At 39.8% G+C, this 16802-nt stretch carries 5 protein-coding genes and 3 pseudogenes; all 8 read right to left on the bottom strand.

The window, feature by feature from the left end; translation table 11 throughout:
- Positions 1 to 50: 50 nt before the first annotated feature.
- The 8 genes and pseudogenes from GQR42_RS28430 to GQR42_RS06915 all read right to left on the bottom strand — a co-directional run bounded on the left by GQR42_RS28430 (position 51) and on the right by GQR42_RS06915 (position 16584).
- Positions 51 to 10217, bottom strand: a complete 10167-nt coding sequence (locus tag GQR42_RS28430) for a pre-peptidase C-terminal domain-containing protein (RefSeq protein WP_158199407.1) — start codon at positions 10215 to 10217, stop codon at positions 51 to 53.
- Between the two features lie 522 nt (positions 10218 to 10739).
- Positions 10740 to 10937: pseudogene (locus GQR42_RS06945) on the bottom strand (ELWxxDGT repeat protein); the annotation flags it as partial.
- 462 nt (positions 10938 to 11399) lie between these two features.
- Complete coding sequence (locus GQR42_RS06940; RefSeq protein ID WP_233271301.1) at positions 11400 to 11555, bottom strand: hypothetical protein; 156 nt, start codon at positions 11553 to 11555, stop codon at positions 11400 to 11402.
- Positions 11556 to 11722: 167 nt separating this feature from the next.
- Positions 11723 to 12442, bottom strand: a pseudogene (locus tag GQR42_RS06935) (hypothetical protein).
- Positions 12443 to 12463: 21 nt separating this feature from the next.
- Complete coding sequence (locus tag GQR42_RS06930; protein WP_158199405.1) at positions 12464 to 13474, bottom strand: Rpn family recombination-promoting nuclease/putative transposase; 1011 nt, start codon at positions 13472 to 13474, stop codon at positions 12464 to 12466.
- A 21-nt stretch (positions 13475 to 13495) separates the two neighbouring features.
- A pseudogene (locus GQR42_RS06925) lies at positions 13496 to 14194 on the bottom strand (hypothetical protein).
- Between the two features lie 29 nt (positions 14195 to 14223).
- Positions 14224 to 15210 carry an Rpn family recombination-promoting nuclease/putative transposase gene (locus tag GQR42_RS06920; RefSeq protein WP_158199404.1) on the bottom strand — a complete coding sequence of 329 codons (987 nt, stop codon included), beginning with the start codon at positions 15208 to 15210 and terminating at the stop codon, positions 14224 to 14226.
- 258 nt (positions 15211 to 15468) lie between these two features.
- The gene (locus tag GQR42_RS06915; protein WP_158199403.1) at positions 15469 to 16584 is read right to left on the bottom strand and encodes a TIGR03032 family protein; all 1116 of its coding nucleotides are present in this window, start codon (positions 16582 to 16584) and stop codon (positions 15469 to 15471) included.
- Positions 16585 to 16802: the final 218 nt, after the last annotated feature.

The raw sequence follows: 16802 nt of genomic DNA, 5'->3' as shown, positions 1-16802 counted from the left end.
CTTTCATCATCAAAGACAATTAAAAGGGGAGAATTAATCCCCCCATCAATTTAGACAAAGAAACTATTGACCGCAATAGCACCGAGCGCCGGTAAAGTACCCGTTAACCCGGTGAGATTAATCACCAAATCATTAGCACTTTGGAAACCCGCCGTACCGTCGTTGATAATTAGGTAAGTAGAAGCAGTATTGTCCCGCACTAAAACAGCACTGTTAATTCCGAGAGCTTGATTTCCGGCTGTTGCCCCATTAGCATCGGTGAAGACGTTAGTAACAATGGTGTTAATGTTGGTTACAGTGCTATTTGCCGCCCGGGTAAAAGCGACAGGAGCATTAATTGCCGCACCAGCTTGACTAAGCAGGTCAATTTTATCAGTACCAATAGCAAAATCCGTAACTCGGTCTAGGGCTGCCGAGGTGGACTGACCAAATTGGAAGATGAAGATGTCTGTCCCCACCCCACCGGTTAAAGTATCGATTCCAGCAGCACCATTGAGGGTATCGTTGCCAGCGCCACCGATTAGGGTATCATTGTCCGCAGTACCGGTGATAATATCATCGTTTGATGACCCGATAATGGGTTCTGAGACGTTAGCAGAAACCGCTAGAATACCTAGGGAGAGATTACCAATCTGATTATCACCATTGAAATCTTGTTGGAAGTTGGTTTCTTGGGTGAATGCTTCCAGGGAGTTTAATTCCCACCATCCGGTTGAAGATTGCCAATTCCAGTTACTATCTAAAGTCCACAGGTGGAGATAATTACCGTCGTTATATTTCCAGAGGACTTGATTGACTCCGTTGACGGTTTCTGCTGCTAAGGTTTGCCAACCTGAATAGATATTTGTGGTAATCTGAGTCCCCCCATTTTTGATGGCAATGGGATTGTTATTGCCAATTTGAGCGTAAAGTTTGTTGGTGGTGTCTTTGACTAATTTGGTGTTACCGAAAGCTTCGATTGGGGTGTAGGGATTACCAATCTGATTATCACCGTTAAAATCTTGTTGGAAATTGGTTTCTTGGGTGAAAGCTTCTGGGGAGTTTAATCCCCACCATCCAGTGGAAGATTGCCAATTCCAGTTACTATCTAAAGTCCACAGGTGGAGATAATTACCGTCGTTATATTTCCATAAAACTTGATTGACTCCATTGACGGTTTCAGCGGCTAAAGTTTGCCAACCTGAATAGATATTTGTGGTAATCTGAGTCCCCCCATTTTTGATGGCGATTGGATGATTATTGCCAATTTGAGCGTAAAGTTTGTTGGTGGTGTCTTTGACTAATTTGGTGTTACCGAAAGCTTCGATTGGGGTGTAGGGATTACCAATCTGATTATCACCGTTAAAATCTTGTTGGAAATTGGTTTCTTGGGTGAAAGCTTCTGGGGAGTTTAATCCCCACCATCCAGTGGAAGATTGCCAATTCCAGTTACTATCTAAAGTCCACAGGTGGAGATAATTACCGTCGTTATATTTCCATAAAACTTGATTGACTCCATTGACGGTTTCAGCGGCTAAAGTTTGCCAACCTGAATAGATATTTGTGGTAATCTGAGTCCCCCCATTTTTGATGGCGATTGGATGATTATTGCCAATTTGAGCGTAAAGTTTGTTGGTGGTGTCTTTGACTAATTTGGTGTTACCGAAAGCTTCGATTGGGGTGTAGGGATTACCAATCTGATTATCACCGTTAAAATCTTGTTGGAAGTTGGTTTCTTGGGTGAAAGCTTCCGGGGAGTTTAATCCCCACCATCCGGTTGAAGATTGCCAATTCCAGTTACTATCTAAAGTCCACAGGTGGAGATAATTACCATCGTTATATTTCCATAAAACTTGATTGACTCCATTGACGGTTTCTGCTGCTAGAGTTTGCCAACCTGAATAGATATTTGTGGTAATCTGAGTCCCCCCATTTTTGATGGCGATGGGATTATTATTATCAATTTGAGCATAGAGGTTATTGGTGGTGTCTTTGACTAATTTGGTGTTACCGAAAGCTTCGATTGGGGTGTAATTAGGTTCAAAAGTAGGATCAAATAAAAGGGAATAAGCCACTGCATTTTGACCATTCGGTTGACTGATTTTTAGCTGATATTTTTGCCCTGGTTGCGGCTTAGGAGTGGTTAATTCTAATTTACCGGTACCAGTTTTTACAGCAACAGAAGTCGTCAAATTCTCAAAATTGAAGAGTTCGGTTTTGATAGTTTGATTACCAATGAGGTTAATGGTAACTTTAACAGGAGTAATTTGGTCGGTATTGACTTTGGGCAATTCAAATTCAAACCAATCTGGCTGTAATGTGTCAACCTGCAATCCCGCAAATTGGGTTTTAGCTGTAATTACGCCTAAATCTTCGGCTTTGTAAGATTGGTTATTGCCTCGCACCCAATCTTTACCATCACTAGGTGTTCCTGGTGCGTTGATGGTGAGGGAATATTCAGGGATGATAGAACCATTAGCTTTTACGAGGATGCGATATTCCCCTTGAGGCAATCCTGCTAGACTAATTTCTTGCCCTGTACTGGTATTTGTGGCTGTTTGTTCGTTGCCGTTGACATCTCGTAGCAGGAAGGATAAATTCTTGGTTTTGTCGTAGGTAATGGCAACTTTATCGCCTGTAACGGCAGTTCCGTTGGTGGTGAAGCGATACCAGTCTTCATCGGAAAGATCATGTAAGCTTAATCCTGTAAATTGATGACCGTCACCAATGAGAGTGTTGAAGTTGTAGGCGCGTGCGGATACGTCGTTAGCTTCTGCCCAATCCAGTAAAGAAATACTGCGATTTGTTCCTTCTTTTGTTGCAAAAGTATCAAGGAAATTAGACCAGCCAGAAGCGGTTAAAAAAGCCTGATTTCTTTGGGAATATTCAGTCCACAACGTAGTATTTTTAAGCCTTGAAATTGAATCAGGGAGTAAAATAGTCAGTCCTTTTGTACTACGCCGATCTGCTGTTCGATCAAAGACAAGGTTTTGTAGTGCTGTAGAGACACCAGAAGCAGCTTGACGAATACTATTGATGACACTGCTATCATTGGCAATTGCCTGTACAAACTTACCTAAATCTCGATTGGCATAGAAAGTGCCTTGATTCCCCAGAATATTATTAAAAGGTGTTGCTCCTTGTCGAGCAGCGAGAATTGCATTCCAATCAGAAGTAGTGGCATTTTTAACAGCATCAGTAAAAGCCTTGAGTGCCGAAGTTAAGCCATTAAACTTATCTGTATCGGAAGCTGAAAGGGTATCAGTTTTTTCAACTTTCCCGACATATTGCTGCCCGAAACTCTCTACAATCCCCGAAGCTAGAGCTTCAGTCGTAACTTGGCTAGGATTGTTCACTAAGCTAGAGAAAGCAGTGGTATAGTTATAGCCTGAACCAGCTATATTTTCTTCAGAAGCAACAAAAACATCACTATAGTCCCGCACTGCATAGCAAACTTCAGCCATTGCCATGACGCAAGCATCAAAGGCGACTAAATTGAAGTTAACCCCATCATTTTTGAGAGTCCTAAGAGCCGATACTAGCTCATTGCTATACATCCTGTCAGCAGTTTGATTATCCGAATCGTCAACGTTAAATCCAAAATCACCGCCACCGTGATCCCACATAACAAGAGCATAGTTTTTGGCAGCCGCCGCCGTTTTTGCCCATTCAACAAAGTCAACGAGAGTTTGAGGATCGCCAGTATTCTTCTCACCAATTCGTTCAAAGTTAGTGGCAACAGTATTCTGATTGGTGTCAGCTTGGATGATTGCCCGTCCCGTATCTCCCCAAGTGGTACTTCCACCACTAGGGTAAGTTTGTCCGGCAGCACTTTGATCCCAAAGTACAGCAAAGTTAACTGTACTTGGCAACCGAGAAGTGGCCCATTCCATCTCATTAATATCATCAAAAGCAGCCTCAGCAAGAGTGCTGGCGGTCATATAGACCATAATTGTCCAGTCATCTTGTCCAGGTAAAGTGGCTTGAATGGGTGCATCAAGGTAGAGTTGATAATTGTTGGTGACGTTAGTTCCATTACCTAAGACTTTGACATAGTAGGTGTCAACCGGAAGACCACTAAGGGAAATGGTTTCGTTATTGCTGGTTCCTCTGGAGAATTTAAGGGGAGTTGTGAGGTTGTCTTTGTCGTACAGTTCAAGTTGTAAGTCACCTTGAGCATTTTCAAATTGAATACTGACTGAATTTCCTGCGGTTCCGGTTGCTTTGGTAGTAAATTTAAAGAAATCGGTATCACCAGAATGAATGGTTAAACCCGATAGGTTGCTTACATTACCGTTTTGACCTAAAAGGGTAGCATTAGCAAAATCATTATTCGGTTCAAGATTATCAGGGTTAACAGTGGTATCAGGTGCAACGATAGATAGACTATAGTTAGGATTGGTTGCACCGTCGTAACCTAAGACTTGAACTTTATAAGTTCCTGCTGTTAAATCTTTCAGACTAATTTCTTCAAAGTTTTCTGTGGTTTGTGAACGTTTGATTTCTGTGCCACTTTGATTATAAAGAACTAGGTCTAAATCACCCTGAGAGTCACTAAAATCAATACGGACAATGTTTCCTTCTTTACCTGTGGCTTTAGTGGTAAATTGGAACCAGTCGATATCAGTTGTATTGTGAATTGAAAGACCTGTAAGGACTTTACTGCCTTCTACTTCTCGCAGATCATAAGCTTTATCACTGGTGTTGTTGGGTTCGGCAAAGTCTCCTGTTCCTGTGTCGTTAATAGGAGGAGGCGCGCTGAGAGATAAGCTGTAATTGGGGTTAGTTGCGTTTACTCCACTAACTCCTTTTACTCCACTAACCCGGATATAATAACTACCTTTGGCTAACCCTTCGAGGCTAATTTGTTCGGTGTCACCAGTACCGTTAGCAAGTTCGACAAGGTGTGTTTGATATTGGGTTTCGGTGGTATTGGTAGCAGGGTCAAACCCTTCAAACAGTTCTAATTTTAGATCACCTTGGTTGTTGTCGAAGTTAATAGCAATAAATTGTCCTATTTCTCCATCTTTACTCAGGTCAAATTTAAACCAGTCTTTGTCGTTGGCGTTGTGGATGGAGAGGTTAGAGAGTGAAGATAAAAGCTGAGAATTATTGCTATTTTTATTATTAGTGTAATGATTATATAAATAATTAGAATAAATCGAGCTTAAATCGGCGCTTAATGAAGCTTGTTGAGTGGATGAAAGAAGACCAAGACTATTGCCAAAAGAAATTAACTGGTTGGCCTGTTGCAAAGTTGAGGAGTTGAAGGGATTATAATTAAGAGAGTTTCCGTTATAACCGAAATTAAACCCAGAACTTGAACCGAGACCAAGACTATTGCCAAAAGAAATTAACTGGTTGGCCTGTTGCAAAGTTGAGGAGTTGAAGGGATTATAACTAAGAGAGTTTCCGTTATAACCGAAATTAAACCCAGAACTTGAACCGAGACCAAGACTATTGCCAAAAGAAATTAACTGGTTGGCCTGTTGCAAAGTTGAGGAGTTGAAGGGATTATAACTAAGAGAGTTTCCGTTATAACCGAAATTAAACCCAGAACTTGAACCAAGACCAAGATTATTGCCCAAATAACTTAACGGGTTGGCCTGTTGGAAAAGTTGAGGAATAGCTACATTGTTTGTATACCAACTTGTAATTGAGCCGCTATGACCGAAATTAAAACCAGAACTTGAACCGAGACCACGATCGGAAGTCGTTTGTTCTAAATCCCGCAACTCATAAGCACTAATAGGACTATCATTCGGTTCAAGCTGATCGGGTTGCGCTTCTGGTGTCCCCATTACCGTTAAACTATACTCAGGATTAGTGGCACCACTAACTCCTGAAACCTTAACATAATAAGTTCCTGCACCTTTACCCGCTAAGGAAATCTCCTCAAAGTTTTGATCAGTATTTGACTGTCCTAAAGAAATACCATTACTATCAAATAGTTCTAGTTGTAGATTCCCTTCAAAATGATTAAAATCAATTCTTGCAACCTGACCCAATACAGCAGCTTTATCTAAGGTAAATTTAAACCAATCTTGATCTGTATTCGGATGAATTGATAACCCACTTAATGCCAATGTATTGTCAACATTACGCAAATCATAAGCAGTGGTTCGGCTATTATTAGGATTTTGCTGTTGCTGATCAATCCAATCAGATTCCGCAACTTGTGGCGCATCAATAATCAGGGAATAATTCGGATTTGTGACAGTATTATCCTTGCCAATAACTTTGACATAGTAAGTATTAGCAGTCAAACCTTCTAAAGAAATGCGTTCCCGATTACTATTAGAATTTGAGGTACGATTCTGAATTAAATTACCATTGTTGTCATAGAGTTCAATTTGTAAATCTCCCTTGCCATTATCATTATCAAACTCGATGCTAATAGAATGGCCTGTTACTCCAGTACCAATAGTTTTAAACTTAAACCAGTCTTGATCTCCTCCCTTATCAATAGAAAGCCCCGACCAACTCTTTGTTCCTTGAACTTCTTGTAAATCTTTTGCCTCTGTTTTACTATTATTAGGTTCAGCCCAGTCTGTTTGATCACGGCTAGGCGCATCAATATATAATTGATAATCTACTGCATCTGAGTTTTGGCTGTGTCTTGCTACTTTCACAAGATAAGTACCTACTCCTAGATAATTTCCAGTAGTATTAGTCAATTTAACTTTTTCAAGACCATCGGCAGTTTCAGATTTACCTAACAGTGTATTTCCTGTTGCATCATAGAGATATAAATCTAAATCTCCTTGAGTATTATCAAACTGAATACTAATATAATTATTAACATCAGCAGTATTCAAAACGTTGAATTTAAACCAATCTACATCAGTTTTATTGTGTAATGAAAGAGGATCCCAAGTTTGTAATCCCTCTATATCGCGTAAATTATGGGCGGTGGTATTGCTATTATTTCCATTTGTTCCTTCAGCCCAATCACCTGTACTATTTTGAGGAGCATTAATAAAGAGTTCATAACTAGGATTAGTTGTTTTTTCACCACTAGGATTAGTTGTTTCTTCATCATATCGATAAACCTTGAGATAATAAACCCCTTTAGTACGTCCTGCTAGAGAAATTGACTCAACATTACTGACTCCTTGTGATGAATCTACAAGAGTTGTACCATCAGCTTTATAGAGTTCAATATCTAAGTCTCCCTGTTGATGATTAAAATTAATGCCAACTTGATTATCTTTACTACCATCAGCATCAATTTCAAACTTAAACCAATCAATATCACCTTGAGTAATAGACAGATTTCCTTGATTGAAAGTGCGGTTGATCTTGCCTAAATCTTTAGCTTGTTGATAGGTATCTGGTTCAGAACTATTCGTCTCAGACCAATCTCCCGTAACCGCATTAAAAGGCGCATTTACTGTCAGGATATAACTAGGGTTAGTTGCTCCATTATATCCATATACTTTGACGTAATAAGTGTCTGCTGCTTTACCTTTTAAGTCAATCTTATGAACATTAGCAACCCCCTCAGAAGTGTCTAATAATTCTCCAGATGAATTATACAGTTGAAAATCTAAATCCCCAAGAGTGTGATCAAGAGCGATCGCAGCATAATCTCCATCTTTACCTTTAGTAGCAATCGTAAATTTAAACCAGTCAACATCATCCTTACTATGAATAGATAAGGGCTTTTCTGGATTATTCCCGATGGTGATAGTTTGCTGTCCCGATTGTCCCAGATGTAATTGTTTATTCAAATCAGACGCAGTCACTTGAGTATTATTAGATTCAAAGCTATCAGCAGGATTAGAAATTGGCGCGTTAATAGTTAAGGTATAATTAGGATTTGTATCCCCACTATAACCAAAAACTTTGATAAAATAATCTCCCGTTACCAAACCTTGTAAGGAAATTTGTTCTGTATTACTTACTCCTGCCGAAGATTTAATTTTAGTAGTATCACTACTGTTATAAAGTTCTAAATCTAAATCTCCCAGAGAATCATCAAAACTAATACTGATGTAATCATTCCCCATCCCCTTACTAGGTAAATTGAACTTAAACCAGTCCTCATCATCAATAGAATCAATAGAAAGATTTTTCCAAGATTTTTGATAAGTAGTTCGGAATGTGGTTAAAACTTTAGCCTGTTCTTTGGTGTCGTTTTCTTCAAACTGATCTCCTCCGGGAGTATTAATTGCCAAGGTATAATTAGGATTAATTGCTCCGTTATATCCTAAAACCCGGACATAATAAGTGCCGACAGCCAAAGTATTTCCATTACTATCTTTATCCAGACTAATTAATTCAACATCACGAGAACCTTTAGCTTCTTTAAGCTTAGTTCCAGCAGAGTTATACAGTTCTAAATCAAGATCACCTTGACTATTATCTAAGGCAATAGCAACATAATTTCCTAATTTACCTAGTTGTTTTAGGTCAAACTTAAACCAATCTTCATCACTTTGACTAATAGATAAATTTTGCCAAGCATGAAATCCTGTTTCTGTTGTCCAACCATAATTGGGATCGTGTAAATTTTTAGCTGCTGACTTACTATTGTTGCTTTCAAAGACATCATTACCGATGCTAGTTGTATTTCCTGGTGCATTAATAGATAAACTATATTGATTTGTTTCTCTTGCGAGACTGGCTACTACAACATAATAAGTTCCTGCGGGTAAACCTTGTAAAGAAATAGCTTCACCATCAGAATTAGTCGTAGAATAATCAATTAATTTATATTGATCATTTACCAACAATAAATCTAAATTACCTCGATTATTTTCAAAATCAATTTTGACATAATTTTGGGCATTAGTTTGTCCAGCAATGGTAAATTTAAATCCATCAAGATCCGTACCATTGTGAATTGATAAATTATCTTTTCGTAGAAATCCACTAATTGCTCCTAAATTTGTGGAGGTAGCAAAAGTATCATTAGGTTCATAAATATCTGGACTTAGAGACTTAGGAAGACTAAACCCTAAACTATAGTTAGCTGTCAAATTATACTCAAAACTTACTGCTTGCAGATAATATGTACCTGGTGATAATCCCTCTAAAGAAATATAGTTATAACCAGCCCCACTAGCTGTCGAATAGGTACTATAAATAATACTTCCTGAGCTATTATACAAATTCAGATCAATGTCCCCTGTTGTAATATTAACTTGGGCTACAATTCGATTGTCTGCTGTGGCATAGTTATTGATGGTAAACTTAAAGAAATCAGTATCTGTTGCTGAGTGAATAGACAAATTATCAAAGATATAAATCTGATTATTATTAATGTCGTATGGAGTGCCACTGCTAACAGGTTCTGCTTGAGCTAAACTGTTATTAGGTTCGTAATTATCTTGAAGAATTAAGGGAGCAGTAGGGGCATCAATTTCTAGTCTGTAGTTAGCATAGTAAGGATAAGGAATTGAGTTTGTATAATAGTTACCAACAACAGCTTTATATGTTCCTTGCGGTAAATTAGCCAGTGATACTTTTTCGTAGTTATAATTAGAACCGTTATCATCAGAACTCCGAATTAAGTTGTTGTTATAATCGACAAGACCTAAAACCAAGTCAACGTTAGTAAAATTTGAATACACCTTGACATAGTCATCTACTCCTCCTATTGCAGAAGTTTCAAATATCCAGATATCCGAATAATCATAAATATCTATCGAGTCATCTCGATAGCCATATCCTTCTCTCAAACCTAGATTAGTAGTAGCTTGTTCAATTTGTACTGTTTCGCCATCAATCGTAACAACAGCACTATCATCCTCCCCCTTAATCCGTTGCAATTCCCCCTCATTTAAAACAACTCCCCGCACCAAAGCAGAAAACAATTCCCCTTCATCCCCCAGGGTATCAGAAGCATTCAACCGAAAATCGATCACATGGCCAATTTCCTCCAGCAAGACAGCCGTAATTGCCGATACATTCCCAGCATTTTCTGTCAGAAACTCCCAGGACAGATAAATGGTATAACTCGCCCCAGCAAAAGCAGCATTTGCTCCATTAATCTCCGAAGCAGAGCGAACCTCAATCTTCGGTAACGCCGTCGAATCCTCCGCCGCTAACTCAGTAATTAAGGACTTCGCGGCGCTGCTATCTACTTGAGTACCGAACACTAAGTCAATCTTACTACTGAGACTGATATCGCTGACAAAATTCGCTAGTAACCCCTGTGCCTGGGCAATGGCTGCCTCTAAAGTGGGAAAGACTAAGACGTTGTGTTCGTGTCTATCATCAGATTCCATCATGGCCTTCACCTCTTTGTCTGACGCGATTGGGCGAATTCAATAACCTGATCCATATTTAAAGTCTAGCCTAAATCTTCAGGCAGAAACTAGATTGCAACAAAATCTAACTAATCTTAGCTTTTGTTTATAAAAGGTAGAATGATATGGTTCTTCGGTTTGTGTTATGCAATGGACGGGAGTTATAAGGGGTGAAACCCTTATATAGAAAGACATTGCTTCGATTTTTGCCAATTGTTTTCAATCTAGAACGAGCTAATCAATTAAGTCCCTTGCCAGATAAGGATTTAGCCGATTTCTGCCCCCTGATCGAACCATACCAAGTAACGAAGAACCAATGATATTTTGCGCTGCTACTTGGCTCATTAACATTCGACGGTACATTAACTCCTTTAGGGGATCAAGTCTAAAATGCAAATTGTAAAAATTCTTTGCAAAACTCTCCCCAGAAAGTGGACATTAAATCAATAGAACTCTTGCAAATTAATTATAGCAATTATTGAAAATATGAGGTACCATATAGCTGGGGTTGGAGCCAGAGGAACCTGGTTCAATATCTTTGACCAGAACCGTACCCGCCGCCGTGCCGTCGCTCTTCCACAATTCCACACCGTTCACGCCGTCATTGGCCCAGAAGAACAGGGTGTTGCCCACCACCGTCAGCCCACCAGGGGAGCTAGAGAAACCGAGGAAGATATCCTTAACTAAAAAAGGACTTGACATGATTTTTTCCTGAATAAAGGGTGAAAATTAAACAATTAAGTAGTCGTGCAAAATAAATTTCCTAGTGAAGAAAGGCAAGAGGTAAGGGGCAAGAGGCAAGGGGGGGTTAGATTTGTGTAATTAATTTTGCTTAGGTACTTAAGCTGGCAAAGAAGGGTATATCTGGCTGAAAAACCCCAGATGTCTGCAAATCCGACAAATCTAAGGTTTCAACAAAGGTTTGATTCTCTCCCTTTATCGCCAGAAAACTCACCTCTAACTCCCAACTTCCTCGTAATATCGTCAATAGTAGGAAAAATCGACAAAAGGGCAGAAGTCATGACGCTGACCTAGAAAGATTACTGCGGCTATTTTATGCAAAGAATCCTGAATTTGTCAAGATCCCTGTAGCAGAAATTAATATTGCTAGAAAACGGGTTTCTCAAAGACAAGAAACCGGGTTTCTTTGAGAAACCCGTTTTCTCAGTTGAGACACTGCTGTTGTAATTCTGTTGCCTTAACCACATCATAACTTGTGCCAAAAGCTGTTGACCAATTAGCCCAAAAACCATCAGATTGAGCAAAATTAAACAAAACATCGTCAACAGCAGGAATAATCGGCAACAGGGAAGGATTCATGATATTGACCGCAAAGGTTTACTGGGGCTATTTTATGCAAACAATCGCCAATTTTTCAAGACCCCTGTAACAGAAATTAATATTGCAAGAAAACGGGTTTCTCAAAGAAACCCGTTTTCTAAATAGAAACCCGTTTTCTAAATAGAAACCCGTTTTCTAAAGAAGTTCTAGGATTGGATTTTTGCCAAAGACTGCTTAAATTCTGCGAGAGAATTAGCGGTAGCTGCTAATTTAACAATCTCTTGTAATGTAGATAGTACCGAAACTTTATTCAGGTATTGTTCCACATCTAAAGGAACTTCACCTAAGCGAGCTTGCAAAACTGTTTTGACAAAATCACGAGCATTTTCTAACGCCCCAATTTCCTTCCCAATTTCCTTCCCAATTTCCTTGCCAATTTCCTTACCAATTTCCTTGCCAATTTCTTTACCGCGTTCTATTCCTCGTAACTCCATATTACTCATTAAAGGCATGGTTCTTCCCTCCTCAAATTGTTTGATTTTACTCTCTAAACTTGACTGTAATTCAGGGGATAAAGTCATCATATTGTCGATGATTTCAAACAGTTTAATTATCTGTTCCCTCTCGAACTCCTTTTCATATAATCCCCTGATTAACCTCCACTTCCACTGTTCCCGTTCTGGCAGCTTCCCAGTAGTCGCTTTTGTTTTCAGGTGTGCCATGACGATTATAGCAAAGGGATTGCTACTTGCTTCCAATTAGTCACTGATAACTGATAACTGGTAACTGATAACTGAATAGAGTTTGTCAGCGAAACGTTTTTTTCCAGAAAACGGGTTTCTCGGAGAAACCCGTTTTCTAGGTGAAAAATACTCGGTTAATGCTTCTTTCCAGGGTTCATCATAATTGGCGGTTGTTGGGTTCATTGGAGAAGAAAATTACTGAGACTATTGTTCTAAAAGTTGAGGCAACTCATCAAAAGAATTAACGGTTAATGCCGATTTCAGTAACTCGTCTAAAATCGATAATACAGAAATTTTATCAACAGCTTGCTCAATTTCTATTGGAATGTCACCCAATCGCGTTTTCAGCACCGTTTTAACATAGTTACGAGCATTTTCTAACGCCCCAATTTCCTTCCCAATTTCCTTCCCAATTTCCTTGCCAATTTCCTTCCCAATTTCCTTACCAATTTCCTTACCCTGTTCTATTCCTCGTAACTCCATATTACTCATTAAAGGCATGGTTTTTCCCTCCTCAAATTGTTTGATTTTACTCTCTAAACTTGACTGTAATTCAGGGGATAAAGTCATCATATTGTCGATGATTTCAAACAGTTTAATTATCTGTTCCCTCTCGAACTCCTTTTCATATAATCCCCTGATTAACCTCCACTTCCACTGTTCCCGTTCTGGCAGCTTCCCAGTAGTCGCTTTTGTTTTCAGGTGTGCCATGACGATTATAGCCAAGGGATTGCTACTTGCTTCTAGTTCTGACCATTTTTCCTCATATTCCAGTAATTTGACTGTTGGGAATTTGAGGCTGACTTCACAACCAGCGATAGTATAATTATAGGAATCTGGTCGCCAATTTACTCGTTCATCTCCTAATATAGCGAGACTGATAACCGGTTTCTGATATAAATCAAAGGCCCGATAGTTATAAATATACATCCTCTGAGGGAAATTTTCTTCGTATTGACTTTGAATTTCAATATGAATCAAAATCCAGACTTCTTCACCCCTGAGTAACCAAATTTTATAGAGTTTGTCAGCGAAACGTTTTTTTGTCTTTGCTGAAGCGGTAATCCGTTTGAGTTCTTTTTCTAGGGATTCGGGAATTTTTTTCCAATCAATCAATTGGTGAACTTCGGGAAAGAAGAAATGTAAAAATGCTTCAAAATACTCGGTTAATGCTTCTTTCCAGGGTTCATCATAATTGGCGGTTGGTTGTTTCATTGGAGAAGAAAATTACTGAGACTATTGTTCTAAAAGTTGAGGCAACTCATCAAAAGAATTAACGGTTAATGCCGATTTCAGTAACTCGTCTAAAATCGATAATACAGAAATTTTATCAACAGCTTGCTCAATTTCTATTGGAATGTCACCCAATCGCGTTTTCAGCACCGTTTTAACATAGTTACGAGCATTTTCTAACGCTCCAATTTCCTTCCCAATTTCCTTCCCAATTTCCTTCCCAATTTCCTTGCCAATTTCTTTACCGCGTTCGATTCCTCGTAACTCCATATTACTTACTAAAGGCATGGTTTTTTCCTCCTCAAATTGTTTGATTTTACTCTCTAAACTTGACTGTAATTCAGGGGATAAAGTCATCATATTGTCGATGATTTCAAACAGTTTAATTATCTGTTCCCTCTCGAACTCCTTTTCATATAATCCCCTGATTAACCTCCACTTCCACTGTTCCCGTTCTGGCAGCTTCCCAGTAGTCGCTTTTGTTTTCAGGTGTGCCATGACGATTATAGCAAAGGGATTGCTACTTGCTTCCAATTAGTCACTGATAACTGATAACTGGTAACTGATAACTGAATAGAGTTTGTCAGCAAAACGTTTTTTTCCAGAAAACGGGTTTCTCCGAGAAACCCGTTTTCTAGGTGAAAAATACTCGGTTAATGCTTCTTTCCAGGGTTCATCATAATTGGCGGTTGTTGGGTTCATTGGAGAAGAAAATTACTGAGACTATGAGACTATTGTTCTAAAAGTTGAGGCAACTCATCAAAAGAATTAACGGTTAATGCCGATTTCAGTAACTCGTCTAAAATCGATAATACAGAAATTTTATCAACAGCTTGCTCAATTTCTATTGGAATGTCACCCAATCGCGTTTTCAGCACCGTTTTAACATAGTTACGAGCATTTTCTAACGCTCCAATTTCCTTCCCAATTTCCTTCCCAATTTCCTTCCCAATTTCCTTACCCTGTTCTATCCCTCGTAACTCCATATTACTTACTAAAGGCATCATTCTTTCCTCCTCAAATTGTTTGATTTTACTCTCTAAACTTGACTGTAATTCAGGGGATAAAGTCATCATATTGTCGATGATTTCAAACAGTTTAATTATCTGTTCCCTCTCGAACTCCTTTTCATATAATCCCCTGATTAACCTCCACTTCCACTGTTCCCGTTCTGGCAGCTTCCCAGTAGTCGCTTTTGTTTTCAGGTGTGCCATGACGATTATAGCCAAGGGATTGCTACTTGCTTCTAGTTCTGACCATTTTTCCTCATATTCCAGTAATTTGACTGTTGGGAATTTCAGAGTCAATTCACAGCCGGCGATAGTATAATTATAGGAGTCTGGTCGCCAATTTACTCGTTCATCTCCTAATATAGCGAGACTGATAACCGGTTTCTGATACAAATCAAAGGCCCGATAGTTATAAATATACATCCTCTGAGGGAAATTTTCTTCGTATTGACTTTGAATTTCAATATGAATCAAAATCCAGACTTCTTCACCCCTGAGTAACCAAACTTTATAGAGTTTGTCAGCAAAACGTTTTTTTGTCTTTGCTGAAGCGGTAATCCGTTTGAGTTCTTTTTCTAGGGATTCGGGAATTTTTGTCCAATCAATTAGTTGGTGAACTTCGGGAAAGAAGAAATGTAAAAATGCTTCAAAATACTCGGTTAATGCTTCTTTCCAGGGTTCATCATAATTGGCGGTTGTTGGGTTCATGGCAAGTCGCTACCAATTGGAAAGTTAGGTGCTCATCTAAATCTATTATTCCCCATAAATATCAGAAATGCTACTTGTCGTCACAACAATTCCCATTAGAGCAACCTACATCTACATCTTTGTTCTAACATTTATTGGTCAAACTATATAATGCCGTCAGATTGCCGGGGGAGGAGTTACCTAAACCGGGGAAGATATCCTTAACTAAAAAAGGAGTTGACATGATTTTTTCCTGAATAAAGGGTGAAAATTAAACAATTAAGCTGGCAAAGAAGGCACCATCCACACCGATTGAGTGCCGTCGAGGTCGGTATCCGGTCCAATTAGCACTGGGTTGCGGTAGCCCGGCAGCACGGAGACGGCGAAAACCTCCTCCACGCCGCTATTAAACCAAAAAGTTGCCACCAGTTGACTGGTAGCTAGATTAACAATAGCCAACCCGCACCGCAATTGATTGCGTCGCTCATCCAGGGGTAAACCGCCAAAAATCGCCGTTTCCCGAATTTGGGACAACCCGACAAAGGCGTGACCTTCCCAACAGTCCAAACCCCGGGTAAAACCGGGCAATTCGGCGATGATTTCTGTACTGCCAGTTTGGGGATGCCAACGGTTCAAGGTTCCATAACCGGAATTGAGGAAATAGAGATTACCCTGGTAAAGGCGGGGAGAATGGGGCATAGCTAAACCCCGCAGAATCACCTCTCCCCTCGGCACATCAATTAAGCACCCTCCCTGGGCTTTATTCTCTCGCCAGAGGCTTTCCTCGTTGGTTTCCCCCAATGCCGTCACATAGGCGGGAGTGCCGCTATTTTCAGCCATAGCCAAGCCATTGAGGTGACATCTATCTCCCGGGGCTAATTCAGTAATAAAGGGCGGTTTCCACTGGGGGAGAAAACTCCAATTTCCTTCGATGGTTGCCAGACAGTTAAATAGGGTATTGACCACCCAAAGGCGATTACTGCCAAAGGCCAAATCATGACCCATAATCGGGCCGGTGAGGTGAGAAGAACGAGCTAAAAAAGCAATGTCCTGTTCTCCTTCTGGTTTAATCTGGGGGGCAATCTCTCGATTAGCGGGTAAATTCCAAATTGCCTGACGAGCGCCCACAGCAATTCCGGTAGCGGTTCGGGTTAAACCCATCGCTTGGTCAAAATGAGCGAAACTCACCCGTATTTGTCCTTGATAAGTGCCAATGCTGGCCACCCGTCCCGCTTGGTAGGTGGAAATCAACACCGAGAGGTCAAGCTGGTTGAGTAATTCCGGCAGGTTGAGGCTGTACTCATAATTGACTGGCACTGCTTGGCGCTGAGATGGACTCGCCGCTGGCTCTTGAGTATCTGAAAACTGGGTAGTGTTAGGCGGCAAGCTGTCCATAGAGTTGCTCTGGTATAGATTAGAATCGATTTTAATAATTGATTATTGTTTATGGTTTAAGTGGGGAGGCACAATTATTTGTAGGATGGGTTAGCGCACTTCGTAACATGAGCGGGCGTTGGGTTTCATGCTTCAACCCAACCTACGTTCATCTTATATTTAATTCCACCTACCTACTTATGGTTTCAGTTGGCATTAATGGGGTTCATTATAAACAA

The sequence above is a fragment of the Microcystis aeruginosa FD4 genome (genome assembly GCF_009792235.1).
GTDB lineage: Bacteria > Cyanobacteriota > Cyanobacteriia > Cyanobacteriales > Microcystaceae > Microcystis > Microcystis viridis.
Note: the sequence above shows the minus strand (reverse complement) of the source record. Positions and strands in the feature narration are given on the sequence as shown.